Here is a 20,310-nt window from a genome sequence, read left to right as displayed (position 1 = left end):
CGTGCGAGACTACCAACTCGCCTGCGAGGCGGACCCCCACGGCCACGGGGCCTGGATGATGCGCGCCCTCGCCCACCAGGCCCTCAGCCTCAAGCAGCCCCACCACTGCGTCGACCTCGTCGAAGGCGCCCTCCGGGCTGGACTCGGCCACGTCGACGGCCAGACCGAGGCCCTCCTCCACATCACCCACGCCCGCGCCTACGCCGCCGTGAACGAAAGCCCCTTGGCCGCGCGCGCCCTGCTTGCCGCTGAGGACGCCCTCCTACGAGACGATGGCCCCCAGCCCAGCTACTCCCGTGTGAGCGGCCCCGCCGCCGGCACCGTGGCCAGCCACACAGCCCGCACCCTCACCGACCTCGCCGACCACATCGGCACCGAGCAGCAGCACCGCGACGCCCTCACCCGCTGGGACCCCGAGAAGTACAAGCGCGTTCATGCCCTCACCCACGCCGACCTTGGCGACAGCCTCGCTGCCCAGGCTCGCGCCGACGAAGCGGTCGCCGCCTGGACCCAGGCCCTGGTCCTCATGGAGGGCATGACCTCAGATCGCACCCGCAAGGCGATCTCCTCGATCCGCTCCACCCTCGCGGTCTACCAGCGGCGCAAGGTGCCCGGCGCCGCCGATCTCGCCCGCCGTGCACGCGAGGCCCTCGCCTAACATGCCCAACAACCCGCCCGACGAAGGGAACCCCGTGGCCCAGCAGACCGACGACCGCTCCCAAGCCCTCAAGCCGGCGCTCGACTCGATGACCCTGCTGGTCGCCGCCGTCATCGTCCACGACAAGGCCACCAACTGCGTCGTCCTCCTCCAGCGCAGCCAGAACGCCAAGTTCGCCCAGGGCATGTGGGACCTCCCCGTCGGCAAGAGCGAACCGGGCGAGCCCATCACCGAGACCGCGGTCCGCGAGCTCTACGAGGAGACGGGCCTCACGGTGAAGCCCGAGTCCCTCAAAGTCGCCCATGTCATCCACGGCGCGTGGGGCGTCGAAGCCCCCAACGGCTTCCTCACCGTCGTCTTCGCCGCCCACGAATGGACCGGCGAACCCGAGAACCGCGAACCTCGCAAGCACGCCCAGGTCCGCTGGATCGACGCCGACGCCATCCCTGAAGCCTTCGTCGACACCACCGCCAGCGCCCTCCACCGCTACCTCACCGACGGGCCACAGGTCTCCTTGGACGGCTGGAAGTAGTCTGGCTCGCACGGTCCCGGCGGAACCGCTCAGGAGAGCTCTGACATCGGCCATGGTCGGATCCGCCCCTCTACGGGGGAGCTGGCACGGCCCCATCGTGGGTCTCCTGACTGGGTGTCATGTCGAGCGGGCCGTCAATTCACGGTATTCCCGACGCACGGGCACCTGCTTGTCATGGCATTCGCCTACCCATGGACCGGAAGTGCCCGGACCGTTGTCCGCGCTCGCTCAGCTCTGGTCGGGCGCGAGCCCGGTGGTGAGTGCCGTGCCCTTCTGCAGGGCCGGAGCGGCTCGACGCTTCGGGTCGGGCGCTGTGGACGCGTCGGGCCGGCCCTGCGACGGTACGGAACCGGGTCCCGCGGCTCGGCCGGGCGCCGGCTGCCGCACCCTCGTGCGCCGCGTCGCGCGCCGCCACAGGTGAGGCAGGAACGTGTAGAAGCGGTCGGGCAGGAACACGGCGTCCGCAACGATCATCGCCCCGGAGAAGAGGGGCAGCCCCATGAGTACGGCGATGCCGATGTGCATGCCGAGCAGCACGGTCAGAACGGGGTACTTGAGCCTGCCGAAGAGCACGAACGGGAAGGCGACCTGTAGGAGCACCGTCACGTAGCCGACGATCGCGATCGCCATCGGGTACTCGGCCACGAGGTGGGAGAGCGCGGGCCAGGGCTGGAACAGTTCGAGGTTCAGCGCGTAGTGGAGAGCGGTGCCGCCGCCCCAGGTGGGGCCCTGGACCTTGTACAGGCCGGCTGATCCGTAGAGGACGCAGACCTGTGCCGCGATGACGAACATCGCGCAGTTGTGCACCACCGTGGTCAGGGTGATGCGGGCGTCACGGAGTTGCTGTGTGTAGGCGCTCCTGACCGGCCCTGGCGGGTTGCCCGCACGTGCCGCCCTGAGCCGCTCACGGCGCGCGTCCAGGGACCAGCGGCGACCGCAGGCGGTGAGGACGAGGTAGAGGGACATCAGTAGGACCAGGTTGTCGCCCCCGTCCGTCATGAAGATCGCTCGTGCATGGAACGAGGTCACCACGACGGCGAAGAGGACGGCCATGATCCGGGTCCGCCAGCCCAGCGTGAAGAGCGCGGACGTGACGAGGGCCAGTACGTAGCAGAGCTCGAAGTAGGCGCGACTGTCGGACAGGATCAGGAAGCTGTTCCAGCCCGTCTGGTCGAAGAGCTGTGCTGCAAGCGCGGGGGTCCAGGGCGAGTCGGGTCCCCAGATCTCGGCACGGTGGGGGAATTCGCGGAGCAGGAAGATCAGGTAGAGCAGCCCGTAGCCGATGCGCAGGACCGAGGCGGCGTACAGGGACACCGGCCGGTCGGTGAGAAGGGCCCACAGCGCGCTGATCCGGTCGAGGAGCCAGCGGTGGGCCGTGCCGAAGAGCGAGGTCTCGGGGCCCGCGGGTCGGTGTGGTGCGGCTGCCGTAGGCGGGAGTTGGGGGATCTGCTCATTTCCCATGGGGGGTCACCTTCCACCAGGGCAGGAGTCGGTTCTCTGTGGGCGCCGGCGGGGGGCTCCCGACGGGTGTGCCGGGCGCGGCGATGGGGAGGGTGATGACCCGGAGCTGAATGAATTCGAAGGTGCCGCCGTCGTTGTGGGCGGCGACTCGGTCCGCTGCGATGTTGCTCAGGTACTTCTGCAGCATCACGGCCCGCTCCGAGCGCGCCGTGTCGCTCCCTCCATGTGTTTCGACATAGGAGCTCCAGGCGCGGCGCAGAAGGTTCTGAGCCGTGTGGCTCGGAAATGCGTTGTGGTCGACCGCGGAATTATCCACGGCGGCGAGATCGAACCAGGGACTCACCCGTACCGATCCGTTGGAGTCGGTGTGTGCGGTTCTCGCCAGGACTCGCCGGTTGAAGGAGTCGGGGTCCGGGGCGAAGAGGCGCCAATTCTGTTCGAAGAGTGGGTACACCCAGCCGTTGACCTGTGTGCTGTACCGCTTCGACACGGGGTTGGACGGAGCCACGTGCAGGAACACCACGACGACATGGACCAGGGTCGTCATCAGACACAGGACCACGGCCGTGTACAGCCCCGTCTTCAGGGCACGGGCGCCCGTGGCCGGCCTGTCCGGCGCGCCCGCTCCGTCAGGACGTGGCGGGGAGACCGGATCGGAATCGGACTGCTGAAGTTCCTTCACGGCCGCTGATTCAATTCCGCTCGACACCGCCCACCCTGTCTTTCTCGTATGTGCTGCTCGCGCCTGAGGTCGCTGCGACTCTCACCGACGGCGTACGGCGCGCGGCGGATTCGCTGAGGATTCCGCCGCGCGCCGTCATCCCGTGAACGGGCTTCGTGCAGGCTGCTGCCTAGCCCTCGTGGTCCTCGTGACTGTCGATGCCCGCGGGCTTGTTGCCGTAGCCGTAGTGCCCGTCCGGCTTGTCGCCGTGGCCGTCGTGGCCGTGGCCCGGCTTACCGGGTCCTTCGTCGTGCCCGTGGCCCGGCCCGCCGTGGTCCGGCCCGCCGTGACCCGGTCCGCCCTGCTCCGGCCCGCCGTGGTCCGGTCCGCCGTGACCCGGTCCGCCCTGCTCCGGTCCGCCGTGGTCCGGCTTGCCGCCGTTCCCGCCGGTGACGGCTCCGCCGGTCGTGTTCCCGGCGGTGATGCCCGACGTGTCCCCGCCCGTGGTGTTCCCGGCGGTGTTGCCCGCGGTGTTGCCGGAGGTGTTGCCGGAGATGTTGCCCGAGGTGCCGCCGCTCACGAGGCCGACGCTCGGTCCGCCGATGAGGCTGCCGCCGATGAGGCCCAGGGTCGTGCCCGTCGTCGCCCCGGTCGTGGTGCCGGTGGTCGTTCCTGCGGTCGCCCCGGTGGTCGTTCCCGTAGTCGTACCGGTGGTCGTGCCGGTCGTCGTGCCGGTCGTCGTTCCACCGGTGGCGCACCCGCCGAGGAAGATCCTGTTGTTGTTGAGCGTCACCTCGCCGTTACGGGCCAGCGCCCGGCCTTCGATGCTCGCCCCCTGGTTAACGAAGATGGAGGTCAGAGCCATGATGGTGCCGATGAAGGTGGAGGTCGTGCCGATGGTCGCCGAGCTCCCGATCTGCCAGTACACGTTGCACGGCGAGGCGCCGTTCGTGAGCAGGATGCGGCTGCTGGACGCCGTCGTCAGGGCTTCAGGGATCTGGAACACCCAGACCGAGTTGGGGTTTCCGCCGGCGTTCAGGATCAGATCACCGGTGAGCCCGACACCCGATGTGGCCGTGTGGACGCCCGGAAGCAGCTCCTGACCCCCGCCGATTCCTGCCGGAAGCGCGAAGTCCTGCGCCTGGCCGGCTGCCTGGTTGTACGCCACGACCAGATCGCTCTTGGCCTGAAGGGCCTGAGCGTCCGCAGCGTGCACCGCGCCGAGTACGAGTCCGGGCGGGAATCCGGTGATGGCCGGGTTCGGGTGCGTCCCGAGGTCGTGGTCGATCACCGAGGGGCCGGTGTTGGTGACTCCCTGACCAGCCAGAACGGAGTAGCTGGCGGTGGTGCCGAGAGGTACGGGCGTCGCGATGGCCAGTGCCTGCGTCGGCGTTACAGCGACCATCACGGCAGCAACCGTCGCGGCGAGGGCTGAGGCCAGTCCGCCGGACCGAACGCGGCGCTGAGCCGATTGAGGGATGTGCAGCTTCATCAAGAGGCCAATTTCTGTGGGGGGGGCCGTGGCATGCCGGGCCCTACCGATCACCCGGAAGCCTTCTAGCTGTCGCCGCATATTACGCGGGTAATTTCACGCGCCGACACGGAGTAAGGGCGGGAGGGGGGGATTAATACAAACAGATTCAACGGCGCGAAGTCCGATTAAAATACTCAGAATCGCATCGTCGGTAATCCCATATTTCCCCGAAAGGGTGGAGCTCGATTAGCGCATGCGGGGCAGGACCGCACACCTGCCCAATAAATCCAACCCCGCCGCGCTCGGAGAGATGCCGCCGGTCGGGTGACTTCGCAAACGCCCCCGGGCGGGCGTGGCGATCGATCCGTCCGCTGGGCCGTCTGCGGCAGGCGCAGGGGGCTCGGGCGGCCCATGGCGAACAGCGACCAGAGCGAGCCGTGCCCGAGCCGCTTCCCGCTGGCGGAGGCGTACAACATGCCGCCTGGGGCGTCTCTGGGTGGTCCGGCGCCCCTGCATCCTTCCGGTACATGTCGTCGACAGCCTCCCAGGTTCGGCTCCGATCAGTCGGTACGCCGGGGTGCCTTCCGGCAACAGTGTGTACAGCGGCGACCTTCGATGGCACCCGTGTGGCGTCCTCTGCCGTCGAGGCGCATCCTGGTGGCGAGATCGCCGGTAACGGGCCTCGCTCCCGTGCCCGCCGGGCAGCAGCGTCAAGGCGCTGCGCAGCCCGTCCGTCGCCCTGTGGGAGGAAGCGGGATGGCAGTCCGATCGGCCGGGGATCCGGATCGCTCGGAGAGCTTCGGAGAGGGGCTGCTGGGCGGGCTCCTGGACCGGGCCCACGAGCTGCCGCCGCATCTGGTCGGGCCGGTGCTCGCTGACACGGTGGCGCGGCTGGGGGGACGGGATCCGCAGATCCTGCTCCAGGACTACGGGCAGCAGCGGCTGGTCCCCCTGCCGGGCGAAGGGCTGGCGGGTGGGGAACCGCAGCCCATCGACGACTCCGAAGCCGGCCGGTGTTTCCTCACCTCGCGCCCGGTCGAACTCGTGCTGGCCGACGGCGTACGGGTCCTGCTGCCGATGCTGGACGGGGGCGACCAGGCGGGCGTTCTGGCCGTCACGCTGGACGCCGTCGATGACGACGACCGCCGCCTGCTGCGCAGGATCGCCGGGCTGATCGCCGACATGATGCAGACCAAGAACGGCTATACCGACCTCTTCTTCCGGACCCGTCGCAGCGAACCGATGAGCGTCGCCGCCGAGATCCAGTGGTCGCTGCTGCCACCGCTGACGTTGGTGACGCCGCGCGTCGCCGTCGCCGGCGTTCTGGAGCCCGCTTACGACGTGGCGGGCGACAGCTTCGACTACGCCCTGAACGGGGACACCTTCCACCTCGCCATGATCGACGCCATGGGCCACGGTCTGGACGCGGCCACGATGGCCACCGTGGCCATCGGCGCGTACCGGCACGCCCGCCGCATCAGCATCGAGCTGTCCGAGATCTACCTCTTCATGGACCGGGCCGTGGCCGAGCAGTTCGCACCTGACCACTTCGTGACCGCGCAGATGATGCGGCTGGACACGAACACCGGCCGCCTCCAGTGGGTCAACGCCGGGCACCCCGCCCCCGTTCTGATCCGCGGGCACCGCGTCGTAGGCCGCCTGGACAGCCCCACGACCCTGCCCGTGGGCTTCGGAGGAGCACAGCCGCAGGTCAGCGAGGTGACGCTCGAACCGGGGGATCGCGTCCTCTGCTTCACCGACGGGTTGATCGAGGAACACGAGAGCGGACAAGAGGAGTTCGGCGAGGACCAGCTGATCGACTGGGTAAACCGACTGGAGCGGGCGGACCGAGAGGTCCGCGCGGTGGTACGGGACCTCTCCCACACCCTCAAACGGGCACGGGGCAATGCCACTTCGGACGACGCCACGCTGGTCCTGGTCGAGTGGCGTGGATGACGGAGGGCCGTGCCGTGAGGCGCCGGTGAGGCGGCCTGCAGGGCGCCAGGAACTTCGCCATCCTGATCATGCCGACTCCGGGCGGTGTGCCACCGGTTCGGGAAGCGTGGCGACAAGGATCTCGGCGGCCTGGGTGACGTTGTCGGCTCGGACCGCGCGGGCCATGGCGTCACGTGCCGCGTCGGGTGTCGTGTCCGGGGGCACCACCATCAGGGCGAAGTGGTCGGTGTCGCCCCGGGTGATGAGGACGGTGTCGTCGCCGACGGGGAAGGAGTCGAGGTGTACGACCCGGTCGTCAACGACCACGCGGGTCGGGACCTCCTCCCAGGCGTCCGTGTCCAGGCCGACGCGCGTGACGGGGCCGAGGTGCGTGGTGAGCGCCCGGATCAGGGCGGGCAGCTCGGTCGCCACGTCGCGGGAGCGGGGCCGCCAGGCGCCGTCCAGGACGCCTTCGCGGGAGTGGGTCGTCCGCAGCCGGAGCAGAGCGGTGCCGGGTTTCACCGCTCGGTGGATCTCGTCCGGGAGGAGCTGGGGAGGGGTGGGGGTCTCGGGTTCGGCGATGACAGTCCGCCTGCCTGCGCGGGGCCGCCGACACCTCATGGCCGGCGCGATACCGCCGTGGTCTCACGGTACTCCCCGTGCCCGTCGTCATGGCCGCGAATGTTGGAGGGGTCCCGGTCGGAAGTCGCCTGGTCAGAACGGCTCGTCCGGCCCCGTTGCGGAGTACGGTTGAGATACCGGGAGTAACTCGAACACCCGCTCCCACGCGGACGTCGTTTCCGGCGATCAAGACACTGGGCCGCCCTGCAGGGCGGCCCGGAGACGGGTCCGCGATCATGACCACCACCGTCGCACCCGCGCTTTCGGCGCGCCTGTCGCTGACACCGAAGACCACACTCGCCGGCCTCTTGGACGGCGCCTGGTGGCCTCGTTCGCGTGACCTCACCGCCGAACTTCCGGCACTTGTCGACGCACTCGAGGGGCGGTACGGACGCATCACACGCGTCACGGTGAACCCCACCCGCTGGCCCGTCGTCCCGCACAAGGTCCCTGCCACCGGGCACACCGTCCACGTCGGCTGGTTCACCGAACAGGATCCCGACAAGATGATCCTGCTCTCTTACACCGTCGGCCGCTGCGACCTGCTGGTGATCCCGCCCGAGACCGAACCCGCCGCAGCCGCCCGGCTCATGACCGCCGCCGCCATCCCCGGCAGCAGCCTCACCGCCGGCGTCCTGATGTCCGACGAGGCCGCGACCGGCCGCCGTTCGCGGGACGCCCGAAGCGGCGAGGACGCCTGGGAGACCGAAGGCGGGTCCGCCGTCCTGCCGCCGCTCCGGCACCCGGTCGTCGGCGCGCGGATGATCCCCCTGCCGGGGAACCCGCGGAGGTGACGTCATGGAGACCTTGATCGCGCTCGCGGCAGGCGCCCTCCTGATCGCGCTCGGCATCCGCCTGATCCACCAGCTCAACGCCCAGCACGACGCACGCATCGCGGCCCACCACTTCAGCGACCCCTACCCGGCCATCGCCCGTCCACCCGGCCACAGCCCCCGCAGTTCGTCAGGGCAAGCGCCCAGCCGCAGCCGTACGGGCACCTGGCCCTGACCACCTCAGACCACTCCTCCGACCGAAGGCCGCGGGTGGGGCACCCGACACCCGGGACAACCCACCCGCCGGCCTCTCGCTACGCCGGTGGTAGGAACCAAGCCCCTTGTACCCGACCGACACGGCGAGCGTCGGCCGTTCCTCACGTCTATGAAAGGCTCGGTCATGGCGACACTCCGCGAGCGACAGGGCTACCGCGAACGGGTCCTGACCGCCCTCTACGAAGCCACCGAAGGCAACCGTCTCCTCGGAATCCCGGGGCGGAAACTACGGAACGACCTGCGCATCCCGGAGGAAGACCTGGCCGCCGCCTGCACCTACCTCGCCGGCGAGGAACTGATCACCGTCGACTGGGAACCGGGCAACACACCCGCGATGGTCTCCCTCACCCACCAGGGAATCCGCCGCATGGAGGCGGAAGAGGAAGAACGCGGCTGAGCCGGACTACCCGATGGCCCGCTCTCCCTCTCGGCCCGTCCGGCCCGCAGTCGTAGAATGGAACGTGGATCGAACACGCTCACGTGTGGCGATCCGGAAGGGCGGCCTCGGCGGAGTGAATGCGCTGGGGCCGTTGTGACGACCGCCGCCATAGGGCCCGCGCGGACGCTAGTCCCCCTCCCAAGCCCATGGCACGGGTTCGCTCCCGGTGGGCACCGTAGGCATGTCCCTCCTGGGAGCCGTCTGGGAGCCGACTTGCTCCCCAAGCCCCCGCGACACCGCCCGAGCCCAATGCTCACCAACGCTGTGACCAGGCGAAACGACAAACCGGCCGGTGAAGATCCGGACCGAACCTCATTCGGGACGAAGAGGCCTTGGGTTCAAATCCCGCCACCCCGACAGCTGAAACACCAGGTCAGGGGCCTGATCCGCGAGAGCAGGTCGGGCCCCTGAGTGGTTTCGGGGATCGTTGCGGAGACATCCGGGAGACGATCCTGATCGGCTCTCTCCCACGGATGTGGGTCGCGGTGGACGCTCAGCGAGCGACGTGGCATCAGATACACCTGCGCGTCGGTGAATCGCCCCGGCCGGCGAGAGGCGCTCTGGAGCCGCGTCCGTCGGAATCGATTCGGTAACCCATGCGCGAAGGGCTCCGCCCCACCCAGGATCGTTGCATAGGCTAAAGGTAGCCAGGCACCTTCGTCGGGTTCGCGGCACGGGGCGGTGCCGGGCGTGCGCCGAGGGTGTCACCGCCGGACCCCCGGGGAGCACCTTGTCCAATCCGCCGCCAGCCGGAACACGCGCCCTGTCCGTTCTTCCCTACCTCGTCATGGCGGTCACCGCGCTCGCCGACATCACCGCCGGACCGACCGTCGGTCTGCTGCCCCTGGTCGCGCTGGGGCCCGCGTTCGCCGGGCTCACCGGCGGCCCGCAACGTACCGCGGCGATCGGGGCGCTGGCCCTGTTCCTGTGCCTGGCGCTGGGCTGGTACGACGGTCTCTTTCCCGGACGCCGCGGTACGACGGCACTGATCTCGGTGGCCGGCGTCACCGCCGCCGGTCTGCTCGCGGCCGTCATGCGTGAGCGCCGAGAGGCCGAGCTGGCCAGTGTCCGCTCGATCGCGGAGGTGGCGCAGCGGGTCCTGCTCCGCCCCGTGCCCCGTACCGCCGGCGGGCTGAGCGCCGCAGTCTCGTACACGGCCGCGGTCGCCGAGGCGCGCATCGGAGGGGACCTGTACGAGGTCGTCACGTCGCCCGGCGGCGTACGGGTCATCGTCGGCGACGTCCAGGGCAAAGGGCTCGACGCGGTCGAGACGGCCGCCGACGTGCTCGGGGCGTTTCGTGAGGCCGCGCATGACGAGCCCGATCTCACGGGCGTCAGCACCAGGCTGGAGCGGACCATGAACCGAGCCCTGAGCGGGGAGCGATTCGTCACCGCGGTGATCGCCGAGATCCGTGAGGACCGGACGGTCGCCCTGCTCAACTACGGTCACCCGTCGCCCCTGCTCGTCCACGCGGACGGCTCGGCACGGTTCCTCGATCCGGAGAAGCGGGCACTGCCGTTGGGGCTCGGTCTCCATGGAGCGGTGGGCCCCGAGACGTTGAGGACGGTGTTCCGCCCCGGCGACCAGCTGCTGCTGTACACGGACGGCGTCACCGAAGCACGCGACGGCGCGGGAGAGTTCTACCCCCTAGCGTCCCGGCTCCACCTGCTGAAGGCCGACAGCCCCGAGCTCGCCCTCGACGCCCTGCACGGCGACATCGTCGCGCACGCCGGCGGGCCGCTCGGGGACGACGCCGCGATGCTGCTGCTGCGATACCGCTCGCACGAAACGGCCAACTGAGCCGGTCTCGGCCCTCCCGCCGGCACGCGGTACAAAGGTCCGTATGCGAGAGCACGAGGAGACCGACCCGGTCCAGGACGACATCGAGGCCGTCACACGCGCGGTGCTGACCGCGTCACGGCTGCTCGTAGCGCTCTCGGCCCGGTCGCTCGCGACGGTCGAGGACAGCATCACCCTGCCTCAGTTCCGGATGCTCGTGGTGCTCTCCACGCGCGGGCCGTCGAAGCTGGTGGCGCTGGCGGAACAGCTTGGCGTGCAGCCGTCCACCGCGATGCGCATGGTGGACCGGCTGATCGCCTCCGGCCTGATGAGCCGTCGGACGAATCCGGACAACCGCCGGGAGACCGAGCTGAGCCTGACCGAGGCGGGAGGGCGTGTCGTCCAGGACGTGACCGCCCGTCGGCGCGGGGAGATCACGGCTGTCCTGCGGCGGCTCGAACCGGCCCAGCGCAGCGCCCTGGTGGAGGCGCTCGACGCCTTCAACGCGGCAGGGCGGGAACCTGCCTTCGACGAGGGCGGGATGGGTGCTCATCCCCTCGGCTGGACCGATCCGGTGGACGGCACCCGGTAGGACCGTACGACGGCGAGAAAGCAGAGCACGGCGAACGCGAAGAGGAGAAGTACGGACGCGGCAGCGCCCTTCAGCAGGTTGCCGGGCCCGGCGACACCGCGTGGAGCCACCCTGCCCGCGGGGTCGTAGACCATGCCGATCAGGTCTCCTGGAGTCACCGAGGGGCCACAGCCCCTCCACAGTCTCGCCTCGACCGGAGAGCCGTCCTGCCGTCGGACGGAGCAGTAGTACGCGGGGTCTCCCGCCGGCTCGTACGCGACGGTGGTCACGACCACGTCCTGGGTACGTCCGGCCCCGGTCAGCACCGCCTCCACCGCGATACCCGAGGCCACCGAGGCGAGCAGTGCGCCCAGGACCGCGACAGCCGCGACGAACACATGGCCCGCCCGGATGATCAGAAGGTGCAGGGCGACGGCGGCGACAGCCACGGCGACAGCGGCCACGACCTGCGGCGGGGGCAGGCCGACGAGAACGGATACGACCCCGGCACCCACGATCAGGCCCGGACCGACGCCGGCGACCACCAGTCCCTCGGTCACCAGCCCCAGCGGAGGGGAGCCCTCGTATGCGGCGGCACCGAGGAGTCTGTCGACCAGTCGCTCCCTTACCCTCACATTAAGACTATGCAATGGTTCACCTCAGACGAGTAATACCAGCCAACCAGGTGTTATCGAACCGAAGCCGCCAGGCAACCGCTCTCGCGCCAGGAGCCGTCAGATGTCCCCCGCACCTCGACGCCCCCGCCCTCCCTCCGGCTGGAGGCGCCGCCTCGCCCGGCTTCCGATCCACCTCTACCGGGGCGGGCTCGGCCCGCTCTTCGCAGGGCGCCTGTTGCTGCTCATCCACACGGGCCGGAAGTCGGGGCGATCGCGTGAGGTGGTCCTGGAAGTGGTCGACCACAACCGCCTCGGCGGCACCTGGACCGTCGCCTCCGGCTTCGGTGCGGATGCCCAGTGGTACCGGAACCTCCGCAGCACCCCTCAGGCCACGATCCAGTTCGGACGCCGCTACCAGGTGGTCACCGCACGGTTTCCGCCATCGGAGGAGGGCGGCCGGATCATGGTCGACTACGCGCGAAGGCACCCACGGGCCGCACGCACGCTCTGCGGCTACATGGGCTTCACGGTCGACGGCTCCGACGCCGCCTACCGCGCCGCGGGAGAACAGATCCCCTTCGTCCGGCTGGAGGCCACCGACCGCTGACGCGCCGCACGGCTGCGAGGCGGTGGGCAGCGAGGTTCGGCGGACGTGGCCGGGCAACGCGGGGAGGGCTCCGAAGAGCTGCGGGGTGCGCAGCACGCCGAACACCAGGAGGGCGGCGAACCCGCTTCTGCTCCGGCTCCTGTGCGAGCAACGTGATCGAGGTGGCTGAGCCGCACCCCCGTGACAGCTCAGCCACCTCCGACCGCTCCCCCGTGGGCGGTCAGTTCCTGGCGGCGCCGTTCAGCGCCTGCGTGTCGGCCGGGGCCGCTGGAGCCGCTCCGTCCAGGACCCCGGACTTCATGACCTTCGCCAGCAGCGCGGACACGCTGAGGTTCTGCACGTCGGCGGTGGACAGGGAGCCGAGCACCCTGGTCAGGTCCTCCGTGAAGGACCCGTCTCCGCTCAGCCAGGGACCGGCGAGCGCCTGCGCGGTCTGCGAGTGCTCCATGAAGCCGTCGACGGACTTGCCGAGCGCGATGGACTGCACGAGCCGGTCGAGGAAGACGGACTCGCCGCCGACGATGTTGATGTCGGCGTTCTCCAGGCCGGTCGCGAGGACCGTGGCCTGCGCCTCTGCCACCTGCCGCTGCACTTCGAGCCCTGCCAGACGGATGTCCTTCTCCGCCTCCAGACGCAGCCGGTACTCCTCATGGGTACGGGACGCCTCGTCGAGCGCCGCCATCGCGGCCGCCTTCTCGGTCAGACCCGCGGCTTCCGCCTTCAGCTTCTCGCCGATCGCGGTCGCCTCCGCCAGGGCCTTCTCCCGGGTACCGACGGCCTCGGCACGGCCGGCCTTCTCGATCGCGTCGGCCTCCTTCTCCCGAACCTGCACGGCCGCCAGGCCCTCGGCCGCCGCCTCCGCCTGGACGCCCTCGGCGAGGCGGATCTTGGCGCGGGCATCCATGTCGGCGGCCTTGTTCCGGGCCTCCGCGAGGGTGAGTTCCTCGGCCGCGCGGTGGACGGCGGCCTGCTCGGCGGCCTCGGCGGCCTTGATGTCCTTGACGAGCTTCTCCTGCGCCTCGGCCTCGGCGGCGATGATGACGGCCTGCCGGCCGCGCTCGGCCTCCTCGACCGCGCGCAGCCGCTTGATGGACTCCTCCTGCTCCGCGACCGTGCGGTCGACCGCGATCCGCTCGCGGATGACCTCGGCGATGTCCCGCCGCTCGGCCTCGACCTCCTTCTCGGCGGAGATCCGGTTCAGTTCGGTCTCCCGGTCCCGGGCGATGACCTCCAGCAGGCGGTCCTTCTCGATCCGCTCGTTCTCGACGGCGATGACCCGCTCGCGGTTCTTCTGCGCGACCGCGACCTCACGGGCCTGGTTCTCGCGCTGGATCCCGAGCTGTTCCTCCGTCTTGAGAAAGGCACTCTGAGCCCGCAGCCGCTCCTCCTCCACCACCCGTGCGGTCTCGGCCTCCTCCCGGGCGCGTACGGTGTCGATCTCCCGCTTCTGCTTGATCTCGGCGTCCGCCTGCCGCCGCTCCAGTTCCAGGATGGACTCGCGGGCGTCGACGTTCTGCCGGGTGATCTCCTTCTGCTCGTGCTGGCGGAACTCGTTGGTCCGCACGTTCTCGACGGCCGTCAGCTCCGTGATCTTGCGGATGCCCTGGGCGTCCAGGATGTTGCCGGGGTCGAGCTGGGAGAGCGGAGTCTGCTCCAGGTAGTCGATCGCGGCGTCCTCCAGGCTGTAGCCGTTGAGGTCGATGCCGATGATCTCGATGATCCGGAACCGCAGCTCCTCGCGCTTGGTGTACAGGTCGGTGAAGTCGAGCTGCTTGCCGACGGTCTTGAGCGCCTCGGAGAACTTGGCGTTGAACAGCTCCTGCAGCGTCTCCTTGTCGCTGGCCCGCTGGGTACCGATGGCCTGGGCGACCCTGATGACGTCCTCGGCGGTCTTGTTGACCCGCACGAAGAACGAGATCCGGATGTCGGCGCGGATGTTGTCCCGGCAGATCAACCCGTCCCGGCCGGTCCTGCTGATCTCGATCGTCTTCACCGAGATGTCCATGACCTCGGCCTTGTGCAGCACGGGCAGGACCACCTGACCGGTGAAGGTCACGTCGACCTTCCGCATCTTCGACACGATCAGCGCCTTGCCCTGCTCCACTTTCCGGAACAGCCGGCTGAGTACGAACAGGAGAGTGAAGGTGGCAAGCAGGGCGACGGCGACGAGCACGCCGATGCCCATGGTGATGGCATCCATGAGAAATCCCCGAGTGAGGTGAAGTGTGGTGGGCGGCTTTCCTGAACGAACCGCCAGGGAGAGCGTCGGGTCAGGTGAGATCGGCGAAGTCGGGCCGGGACGGCCCGGGTTCCTCAGGAAAGAACTTCGCCAGCCGCCGGACGAGGCACCTCGTCGCGCGCCAGGAGACGAACGGGGCCACGAACAGGAGGAGTACGGAGAGCAGGGAAGCCGCGGCCTCCGGCAGGTCGACGCGATGGAGCAGTACCGAGCCGGAAAGGCTCACGGCCCAGCCGACCGCCACGAGGAGAGAGGCCGACACCGCGACGGGCACTCCGCCGAGCCGCAGCGCTTCGGCGTCCACGTCGGAGTCGAAGGCCCCTCGATGCGCCACACCGGACAGCACCAGCAGCCAGAACCCGAGCACGACGACCAGGGCGGAACCGAACAGCATCGTCGGAAAGCCGACGGCAGCGCTCAGGCACTCATCCATCTGCTGCCCCCTCCCGACACATCATGGTTTCCGGCGCCCGGCATCACAACCGCGCCCACTTCTCCGGCAGGACCATCCTGCCGCAGCGGCAACCCCGATCGCATTGCCGTAACCCGGCAGTCTTGACACCGTCTTGATGCCGGTGGCGACCCCTCACTGAAGGCATGTCACCCTTGGGTCTCCGCGTCAGGAACTCGTCAACGGCGCGTACGAATCCGGGGAGGGGCCTTGACGGAACAGAACACGGTGCAGGAGTACCTCGACGGGTACGCCGAGATCCTCGCCGGCGTCTGCGCCACCGGCAGGAGACTGACGCGCGAGGAGCTGGAGGGCCTGCGGGCCCGGGGGGAGCAGGCCGCGGAGGCCGGTATCGGGCTGCGCCCTCTCGTCCGCGCCCACCTCGCGACGGCACGACAGGCCCAGGCCAGGCTCCCCCGCACCGCCGACGAACGGCTCCTGGCAGCCGTCGAACAGGCCATCGACGCCTTCGCCGAAGGGCACGAGCGGGCACAGCTCCTGGCGGTGCGCCAGGAAGAGGCGGCGCGACGCGAGTTCATCGATGACCTGCTCTACGGAAGGAGCGATCTCGGGCGCCTCGCCGAGCGGGCCGAACGCTTCGGGCTGCTCCTGTCCCACGCCCACGCCGTGGCCGTCGCCCAGGGACCGGAGCCGTACGCCGACGGCTACCTGGTCTCCCGTACCGTCGAGTCCTCGCTGGTCGCCCGCTTCGGCAACCGCCGCATCCTCCTCACGACCAAGGACGGCCGGCTGATCTGTGTCGCGCCCGCCGACGAGCCCGACGTACTCACCCACTTCGCGAAGCAGGCGTACGCCGCCACCGACGGCGGCCAGGTCGCGATCGGCCGGCCGCACTCCGGAGCGGGTGGAGTCGTCCACTCGTACGAGGAGGCCCTGAACGCCCTCGACCTCGCCGACCGCATGGACTTGAACGACCCGGTACTGCACGCCGCGGACCTCCTGGTCTACCCGGTCCTCACCCGTGACCGGCAGGCCATGGCCGACCTGGTACGCAGTGCGCTCGGCCCGCTCCAGCAGGCCCGCGGCGGCGCCGAGCCGCTCCTCGACACCCTCACCGCGTACTTCGACACCGGCTGCGTGGCCGCCGAGACCGCCCGGCGTCTCTCCCTGAGTGTCCGCGCCGTCACCTACCGGCTCGACCGCATCAACAAGCTGACGGGCGCCGACCCGAGCGACCCCGCCCAGCGCTACACCCTCCAGACCGCCGTCGTGGGGGCCCGCCTCCTCGGATGGCCCGGCCGGCAACTCTGACCGCTGGGCGCGACACGGCGGCGCCGGTCGGGCACGCGCCGCAGGACTCCTGCCCGGACCGACCCGCTCGTGGTCGGGGAGGCGGAACATCCGGCCCTGGACCAGGCGGTGGATCGCGTCGCCTCGGTTCGGTCGTGTCGGAGGCGACGGGCGCGCGTCAGCGGCATCAAGAACGCGCAAAGAGTGCCGGACCCCGGCAGTGAACTCATGTGCGGTTCCATGGGAACATTCGTCGACGGGCAGAAGTTCACCCGCATCTGCGTGAAACCCGAGGGGGCGGCGACATGGCTTGGTTTCTCGGTCTCGGCATCGCGGGTCTGGTACTGCTGGTCGTGTGCCTGGTCTTCGACGGGGTACTGGAGGGGGTGCTCGACGGTCTCGGCGGGGGCCTTGACGGATTTCTGTCGTTGCCCGTGATCGCCGGATTCGTGTCGGCCCTCGGGTTCACGGGGGCGATCACGATGGGGGTCACCGGTGCGGGGGCCGGTGGCGCCACCGGTGCGGGCGTGGTCGCGGGAGTCGTCGTGGCCTGGCTGACGGGGAAGTTCAGCCGGGCGCTGATGCGCGACGGCGCCCCCGCGCCGAGGGGCGAGGACCTGACCGGCACTTCGGGGTCGGTCGTCACCGCCATTCCGGGGGACGGCTACGGCGAGGTGCTGCTCTACCTGGGCGGTCAGCCGGTGAAGTACGCGGCGAAGGCGTCCGGCCCGGTTCCGCGAGGCGTCGAGGTGTGGGTCGAGTCGGTGCTCTCGCCGACCTCGGTCGTCGTACGCCCCGTCGAGCGCTGACCGCTCTCCCCCGCTTGCTCTGTTTCTTCGGCTCCGCTTTCAAGGATGTGCGTCATGAGCCCTGTTCTCACCGCTGTGGTGGGCATCGTCGTACTCGTCGTCCTGCTCGGCCTCGTGGTCATCACGCGCTACAAGGTCGCCGGCCCGAGCGAGGCGTTCATCATCACCGGCAGGCGCGGCAAGCAGGCCACCGATCCGCAGACCGGTCGGGTGTTCACCGACAACAGCGGCCAGAAGGTCGTGGTCGGCGGCGGCGTCTTCGTCGTACCGTTCGTGCAGCAGAAGTTCACCCTCGACCTGTCCAGCCGGCACATTCCGGTCGCCGTCCGCGGGGCCGTCACGCTGCGCGGTGTGAAGGCCAACCTGGAGGGCGTCGCGATCGTCAAGGTCGGCGGCACCGAGGACTCGATCCGGGCCGCCGCCCAGCGGTTCCTGATGCAGCAGGACGGAATCGTCGGCTTCACGCAGGAGGTGCTCTCCGGCGCGCTGCGGTCCATCGTGGGCCGGATGTCGGTGGAGGACATCATCCGCGACCGGGCCGCGTTCGCCGGGCAGGTCGCCGAGGAGGCGGAGGCGAGCCTGTCGGGTCAGGGCCTGGTGCTGGACGCCTTCCAGATCCAGGACATCACCACCGAGGGCTCCTACCTGGAGGACCTCGGCCGCCCCGAGGCCGCCCGCGCCAAGCAGGAGGCCGACATCGCCGAGGCCGTCGCCCGCCGCGCCGCCGAGCAGGCCCGGCTCAAGGCGGAGGAGGAGATCGCGGTCGCGCAGCGGACCCTCTACCTGAAGCAGGCCGAGATCAAGGCCCAGACCGACGAGGCCGCTGCCCAGGCCAACGCCGCCGGTCCGCTGGCCGAGGCCGACCGCCAGCAGCAGATCCTCGCCGAGCAGGAGAAGGTCGCCGAGCGGCAGGCAGCGCTCACCGACCGTCAGCTCGACACCCAGGTCCGCAAGCCCGCCGACGCCGCCCGCTACCAGGCCGAGCAGGAGGCCGAGGCCCGTCGCATCGCCCTGGTCAAGGAGGCCGAGGCCGACGCCCAGCGCGCCCGCCTGACCGGTGAGGGTGAGAAGGCGCAGCGCGCGGCCCTCGCCGACGCCGTACGCATCGAGGGCGAGGCCCAGGCCGCCGCCATCGCCGCCAAGGGCTCCGCCGAGGCCGAGGCCATGCGGAAGAAGGCCGACGCCTTCGCGCAGTACGGCGACGCGGCCGTCCTGCAGATGCTCGTCGAGGTCCTGCCTCAGGTCGTCGCCAAGGCGGCCGAGCCGCTGTCGGCCATCGACAAGATGACCGTCATCTCCACGGACGGGGCGAGCCGGCTGTCCCGTACGGTCACCGACAACGTCGCTCAAGGCATGGAACTCCTCTCCTCCACCACCGGAGTCGACCTCGCCGCCCTCCTCCAGGGCATCACCAGCAAGACGGAGCCCGCGGCGGTGCCGACCACGACGAGCGCGCAGGTCGAGATCACCGACTGAGACAGGAGACCGACGGGGGCCGCGTGACACGAGCTCCTCGGCACGGTGAGCCGTACGAGAACGGGCGGCCACGTATGGGGGCGGTACTCGTCGGACTCGTCGGCCTGTCGGCGCTCGTCGCCGGCGCCGTGCCGCTCGTGTCCTCCCCCGCCCAGGCGGTGGCCGAGGAGTCGTGCTCGGACGAAGACTCCGCGCGGGTGACCGGCTCCCGCCCCGGCCGCCCGGGCGGCCCGGGCGGCCTGCGTCCAGCCGTCCAGCGAGCGAGTTGCCAGGCTCTCTGTGCGAAGGCAGCTCGTGGGTGGACCCCATGCGCCGGCCCGGCGAGCAACACTTTGAGTAGGCGGACACCGTACCGATCCCCTCACCGGGAGCGTCCCGAGGAGCCTGCGGCTCGGACGGAAGACCGCCTGCTTGAGCCATGGGAGACGGCGATGAACGGCTCGGTACGGATCGGACGGGTCCTCGGAGTGCCGCTGCACATCCACTGGACCGTGCCCCTGCTCGTGGTCCTCTTCGCGTACAGCCTGGGAAGCCAGAGCCTCCCCGTCTGGGTTCCGGACCGGTCGCCCGCCACCTACACGGTCGCCGGGCTGGTGGGGGCGCTGCTGCTCATCGGAAGCCTGCTGGCGCATGAGGCGGCGCACGCGATCATCGCCCGGAGGAAGGACATCCCCGTCCAGGACGTCACCCTGTGGGCGCTGGGCGGGATGACCCAGATGGGCAAGCCGCGCACGCCCGGCGCGGCCTTCCTGGTGGCCGTCGGCGGGCCGCTCACCAGCTTCGTCGTCGGCGCGGCGGCGCTCGGTGCGGGAGTCGGGGTGAACGCGCTGTTCCACTGGGCGGTACCGGCCGCCGTCCTGGTGTGGCTGGCGTGGGTGAACTTCTTGCTTGGTGTGTTCAATCTGCTGCCCGCGGCCCCCCTGGACGGAGGGCGTGTGGTGCAGTCGGTGATCTGGTGGCGTACCGGAGACCGGGAGAGGGCCGAGCGAGCGGCCGCACGCAGCGGCCAGGTACTCGGCTTCCTGCTGATCGCCGGCGGCTGGGTCTCCATCCTGCGCGGTGCCCTGGGTGGCCTGTGGCTGTTGGTCATCGGGTTCTTCGTCCTGATCGTCGCAGGCGCGGAGCGGCGGCAGGCCGGTATGGCCACAGCCCTGCGCGGGGTGCGAGCGGCCGACGCCATGTCCAGCCCCGTGGAGACCTGCCCCGACTGGCTCACCGTGGAACGCTGTGTCGACGACGTCGCTCTGCGGGCCCGCCATTCCACGCTGCCTCTGATCGACTTCGACGGTCGCCCCAACGGCCTGGTCGACCTGTCGCAGTTCGCGAGGATCCCCGTGACGCAGCGCGGGGAACTGCGCGTACGTGATGTGGCGACCCCGCTGACGCAGTGCACCACCTGCGCGCCGGACGACCTCCTGGAAGACGTACTCGAAAAGGCCCGCCCGAGCAGGAGCGGCATACGGATCCTCGTGACTGACGGCCGTGTCCTGGTGGGCATCATCACCACGCGCGACATCGCCCGCCTCGTCCAGCGCCACTCACTCCGCGGTACGAGCGGTGTTCCGAACAAGGAGACGGACGACCTGTGAACCGGGTGGTCGTCAAACGGCGGGACGCCCCTCCATCTGCCCCGTCGACCGCGGCGGGGTGGCGTCAGGATTCCAGGAGCCCTCGCCGTC

The 20,310-nt window shown here is 70.1% G+C and carries 19 protein-coding genes and 1 pseudogene; 13 read left to right on the top strand and 7 right to left on the bottom strand.

The features are described from left to right. Positions 1-10: 10 nt before the first annotated feature. Positions 11-658 (top strand): annotated as a pseudogene (locus ACFUJR_RS04895) (tetratricopeptide repeat protein); the annotation flags it as partial. Between the two features lies 1 nt (position 659). Continuing rightward, positions 660-1,190, top strand: coding sequence for an NUDIX domain-containing protein (locus ACFUJR_RS04890; protein ID WP_383170191.1), 531 nt, complete (start codon positions 660-662; stop codon positions 1,188-1,190). 228 nt (positions 1,191-1,418) lie between these two features. Here the strand turns inward: ACFUJR_RS04890 and ACFUJR_RS04885 are convergent, their stop codons facing one another. The 3 genes from ACFUJR_RS04885 to ACFUJR_RS04875 all read right to left on the bottom strand — a co-directional run bounded on the left by ACFUJR_RS04885 (position 1,419) and on the right by ACFUJR_RS04875 (position 4,804). Next, complete coding sequence (locus ACFUJR_RS04885) at positions 1,419-2,651, bottom strand: HTTM domain-containing protein (RefSeq protein WP_383170190.1); 1,233 nt, start codon at positions 2,649-2,651, stop codon at positions 1,419-1,421. Beyond that, positions 2,641-3,333 carry a DUF5819 family protein gene (locus ACFUJR_RS04880; protein ID WP_383170188.1) on the bottom strand — a complete coding sequence of 231 codons (693 nt, stop codon included), beginning with the start codon at positions 3,331-3,333 and terminating at the stop codon, positions 2,641-2,643. The genes ACFUJR_RS04885 and ACFUJR_RS04880 overlap by 11 nt, the downstream gene beginning before the upstream one ends. A gap of 169 nt (positions 3,334-3,502) precedes the next feature. Beyond that, positions 3,503-4,804 (bottom strand): ice-binding family protein, encoded by a 1,302-nt coding sequence (locus ACFUJR_RS04875; protein WP_383170186.1) that lies wholly within the window; start codon positions 4,802-4,804, stop codon positions 3,503-3,505. A gap of 738 nt (positions 4,805-5,542) precedes the next feature. On the opposite strand from ACFUJR_RS04875, the gene ACFUJR_RS04870 reads away from it, so the two are divergent. Beyond that, a complete protein-coding gene (locus tag ACFUJR_RS04870) occupies positions 5,543-6,742 on the top strand; it encodes a PP2C family protein-serine/threonine phosphatase (RefSeq protein WP_383170184.1) in 1,200 nt (399 codons plus the stop codon). Between the two features lie 66 nt (positions 6,743-6,808). Here ACFUJR_RS04870 and ACFUJR_RS04865 read toward each other — a convergent pair whose 3' ends face one another. After that, positions 6,809-7,303, bottom strand: coding sequence for a DUF5994 family protein (locus ACFUJR_RS04865; protein ID WP_383170201.1), 495 nt, complete (start codon positions 7,301-7,303; stop codon positions 6,809-6,811). A 275-nt stretch (positions 7,304-7,578) separates the two neighbouring features. On the opposite strand from ACFUJR_RS04865, the gene ACFUJR_RS04860 reads away from it, so the two are divergent. From ACFUJR_RS04860 to ACFUJR_RS04840, 5 genes are all read left to right on the top strand, one after another. After that, the gene (locus ACFUJR_RS04860) at positions 7,579-8,136 is read left to right on the top strand and encodes a DUF5994 family protein (RefSeq protein WP_383170182.1); all 558 of its coding nucleotides are present in this window, start codon (positions 7,579-7,581) and stop codon (positions 8,134-8,136) included. Between the two features lie 4 nt (positions 8,137-8,140). Further along, a complete protein-coding gene (locus ACFUJR_RS04855) occupies positions 8,141-8,350 on the top strand; it encodes a hypothetical protein (RefSeq protein WP_383170180.1) in 210 nt (69 codons plus the stop codon). Positions 8,351-8,515: 165 nt separating this feature from the next. Then, complete coding sequence (locus tag ACFUJR_RS04850) at positions 8,516-8,788, top strand: hypothetical protein (RefSeq protein ID WP_383170179.1); 273 nt, start codon at positions 8,516-8,518, stop codon at positions 8,786-8,788. An 829-nt stretch (positions 8,789-9,617) separates the two neighbouring features. Continuing rightward, positions 9,618-10,631 carry a PP2C family protein-serine/threonine phosphatase gene (locus ACFUJR_RS04845; RefSeq protein ID WP_383170177.1) on the top strand — a complete coding sequence of 338 codons (1,014 nt, stop codon included), beginning with the start codon at positions 9,618-9,620 and terminating at the stop codon, positions 10,629-10,631. 43 nt (positions 10,632-10,674) lie between these two features. Continuing rightward, complete coding sequence (locus tag ACFUJR_RS04840) at positions 10,675-11,202, top strand: MarR family winged helix-turn-helix transcriptional regulator (protein WP_383170176.1); 528 nt, start codon at positions 10,675-10,677, stop codon at positions 11,200-11,202. On the opposite strand, the gene ACFUJR_RS04835 is transcribed toward ACFUJR_RS04840, so the two are convergent. Continuing rightward, positions 11,160-11,816: a hypothetical protein gene (locus ACFUJR_RS04835; RefSeq protein WP_383170174.1), complete on the bottom strand. Its 657-nt coding sequence runs from the start codon at positions 11,814-11,816 to the stop codon at positions 11,160-11,162. The two genes, ACFUJR_RS04840 and ACFUJR_RS04835, sit on opposite strands and share 43 nt — an antisense overlap. Before the next feature lie 103 nt (positions 11,817-11,919). Here ACFUJR_RS04835 and ACFUJR_RS04830 point away from each other — a divergent pair, with 103 nt between their 5' ends. Then, complete coding sequence (locus ACFUJR_RS04830; protein ID WP_383170172.1) at positions 11,920-12,405, top strand: nitroreductase family deazaflavin-dependent oxidoreductase; 486 nt, start codon at positions 11,920-11,922, stop codon at positions 12,403-12,405. Positions 12,406-12,625: 220 nt separating this feature from the next. On the opposite strand, the gene ACFUJR_RS04825 is transcribed toward ACFUJR_RS04830, so the two are convergent. Together ACFUJR_RS04825 and ACFUJR_RS04820 are read right to left on the bottom strand one after the other, a co-directional pair. Further along, positions 12,626-14,605 carry a flotillin family protein gene (locus tag ACFUJR_RS04825; RefSeq protein ID WP_383170170.1) on the bottom strand — a complete coding sequence of 660 codons (1,980 nt, stop codon included), beginning with the start codon at positions 14,603-14,605 and terminating at the stop codon, positions 12,626-12,628. Positions 14,606-14,675: 70 nt separating this feature from the next. Beyond that, the gene (locus ACFUJR_RS04820; protein WP_383170168.1) at positions 14,676-15,077 is read right to left on the bottom strand and encodes a hypothetical protein; all 402 of its coding nucleotides are present in this window, start codon (positions 15,075-15,077) and stop codon (positions 14,676-14,678) included. A gap of 228 nt (positions 15,078-15,305) precedes the next feature. Here ACFUJR_RS04820 and ACFUJR_RS04815 point away from each other — a divergent pair, with 228 nt between their 5' ends. The 4 genes from ACFUJR_RS04815 to ACFUJR_RS04800 all read left to right on the top strand — a co-directional run bounded on the left by ACFUJR_RS04815 (position 15,306) and on the right by ACFUJR_RS04800 (position 20,220). Continuing rightward, positions 15,306-16,367, top strand: coding sequence for a PucR family transcriptional regulator (locus ACFUJR_RS04815; RefSeq protein WP_383170166.1), 1,062 nt, complete (start codon positions 15,306-15,308; stop codon positions 16,365-16,367). Between the two features lie 284 nt (positions 16,368-16,651). Then, positions 16,652-17,155, top strand: coding sequence for a hypothetical protein (locus ACFUJR_RS04810; RefSeq protein WP_383170165.1), 504 nt, complete (start codon positions 16,652-16,654; stop codon positions 17,153-17,155). A gap of 54 nt (positions 17,156-17,209) precedes the next feature. Beyond that, positions 17,210-18,631 carry a flotillin family protein gene (locus ACFUJR_RS04805; RefSeq protein WP_383170163.1) on the top strand — a complete coding sequence of 474 codons (1,422 nt, stop codon included), beginning with the start codon at positions 17,210-17,212 and terminating at the stop codon, positions 18,629-18,631. A gap of 431 nt (positions 18,632-19,062) precedes the next feature. Next, a complete protein-coding gene (locus tag ACFUJR_RS04800; protein WP_383170161.1) occupies positions 19,063-20,220 on the top strand; it encodes a site-2 protease family protein in 1,158 nt (385 codons plus the stop codon). Positions 20,221-20,310 lie beyond the last annotated feature (90 nt).

This window comes from Streptomyces sp. NPDC057271 (assembly GCF_042668715.1).
Lineage (GTDB): Bacteria > Actinomycetota > Actinomycetes > Streptomycetales > Streptomycetaceae > Streptomyces.
Note: the sequence above shows the minus strand (reverse complement) of the source record. Positions and strands in the feature narration are given on the sequence as shown.